We start from the raw sequence: 1,882 nt of genomic DNA, 5'->3' as shown, positions 1-1,882 counted from the left end.
ATAAAAAATAGTACATTTAACCGAAATGGAATATGAGTCTTTTTCTTTTTCGACTGTTTCTGTTTCTCCTTTTTCTGTCTCATTTTGCTCCCTCGCTTCATTCTATTAACATTTCTGTGCATGAACCATTATGTAGTGAACTACCCACCACTTAGTATCTCTTACGAGCTTACTTGAAGTGGGGGCTTCTCGGTTCATCGTTACTTTTGATAGCTAACGAATTTGTCTTAGGACAGCCGAGCTAACTCCCTTGTTCCAAAGGTTATTTCTTACGACTTATATCAACGCTAATAATCGTATGGCTTCCTTTTTGATATTGATAGCTGCGTTATAGTCACGATTTATTGTTAGTCCACATGAACACTCATACGTCCGTTCAGATAATGACATTTCTTTTTTGTTTCCGCAATTACTACACATCTTTGTAGAAGGAAACCATTTATCTATTTTTACAAGCTGTTTTCCTTGTTCTTGTAGCTTATATGCTAAAAATGTCGTGAACATCCCCCAACCGTTATCAAGGGCACTTTTACCAAAGCGAAGGGCACGCGACATTCCTTTCATATGTAAGTCTTCTATTGCTACAACGTCAAAATTCGTAGCCAATTCTTTAGACTTATGATGAAGGAAATTCTTACGCTGATTAGCGACCTTTTCATACAACTCCGCTACACGGATCCGTTGTTTATTCCAACGCTCTGAATCTTTCACACGTCTTGCTAATACACGTTGTGCCTTTGCTAATCTGCCTAGCATCTGACGATAAAAGCGAGGATAATTGGCTTTCTCATCTTCGCTACTCACATACAATTCAGCCATTGCGAAGTCTAATCCAACTACACTTTCTACTTCTTTTTGAACAATTTCCTTTTCATATTCAGTCAAAACAGACACATAATACTTACCGGTTGGTGTCATCGAAATCGTGCATGATTTAATGATATGGTTTTGCGGTATCTCTCTATGTTGCTTCAGTCGCACTAATTTCAGTTTCGGTAATTTAATATAACCATGAAACAACATAATATTTCCGTTTACTCGATTCGTTGTATAGGATTTTCTACTCTTTCTACTTTTGAATGTAGGAAAATCACTTTGACCACTAAAAAAATTCTTATAAGCAGTTTGCAAGTTTAGTTGAGCGTTGGCCAGTGCTAACGAATCAACTTCTTTCAACCATTCATACTCTGCTTTATATTTCGCAGGAGTAGGGAATTTTTGTTTCTTTAGTTCTTCCTTGTTCTCTTTGTACGTTTCGTATACTTCTTTCCGTTCAGCCAGCATTTTATTATACACAAAGCGTACACATCCGAACGTTTTACATATCAGATTTGCTTGTTCTTCTGTTGGATACAGACGAAATTTGTACGCCTTATTATGCTTTGTCATATCAGTTTATCTCACCTTTCGCCTTCATTTTCCATAAGCCATGACGGTGATCACACAACCTGAACACTACACGATTATTATTTACTTTCATTGTTATACCAAATTTCGCCTCTTATAAAACTGATTATATCAGAGCCGAAATAAAGGGAAACTTTAATCAGTGGGGGTTCCATCCCCATTGATTATTAGCCTTCACCAATCGGGCTTTTATGGGCAGTTGTCCCACCTAAATTCCTCGCATTCGCCGAATTTTGAGGTGGGAGTCTTACTGCCCGTTAATGCGGGATAAATAGGAAAACCAATTTTTTGGCTACACCAAACCGCAATTCATCTCCCACCTACCGCTTTGCTATCGTCCTTCACACGCTTGAGGAAGGAGACTTCTTTCGGATAACACGTTAAATTTATTTATATGCTATATATAGAATTTTATATTAATTACAAAAAAAATAAAAGATTTAATTTTCAGTTTTTAATTTCCTCATCCTATTTA

The 1,882-nt window shown here is 36.8% G+C and carries 1 protein-coding gene; it reads right to left on the bottom strand.

The genetic code is table 11. The annotated features are described in order from the left end of the window. Positions 1-276: 276 nt before the first annotated feature. On the bottom strand, positions 277-1,389 hold the full coding sequence (locus AB3X49_RS22840) for an RNA-guided endonuclease TnpB family protein (protein WP_367964931.1): 1,113 nt from the start codon (positions 1,387-1,389) through the stop codon (positions 277-279). Positions 1,390-1,882 lie beyond the last annotated feature (493 nt).

The organism is Bacillus sp. C30 (genome assembly GCF_040838255.1).
Lineage (GTDB): Bacteria > Bacillota > Bacilli > Bacillales > Bacillaceae_G > Bacillus_A > Bacillus_A mycoides.
Note: the sequence above shows the minus strand (reverse complement) of the source record. Positions and strands in the feature narration are given on the sequence as shown.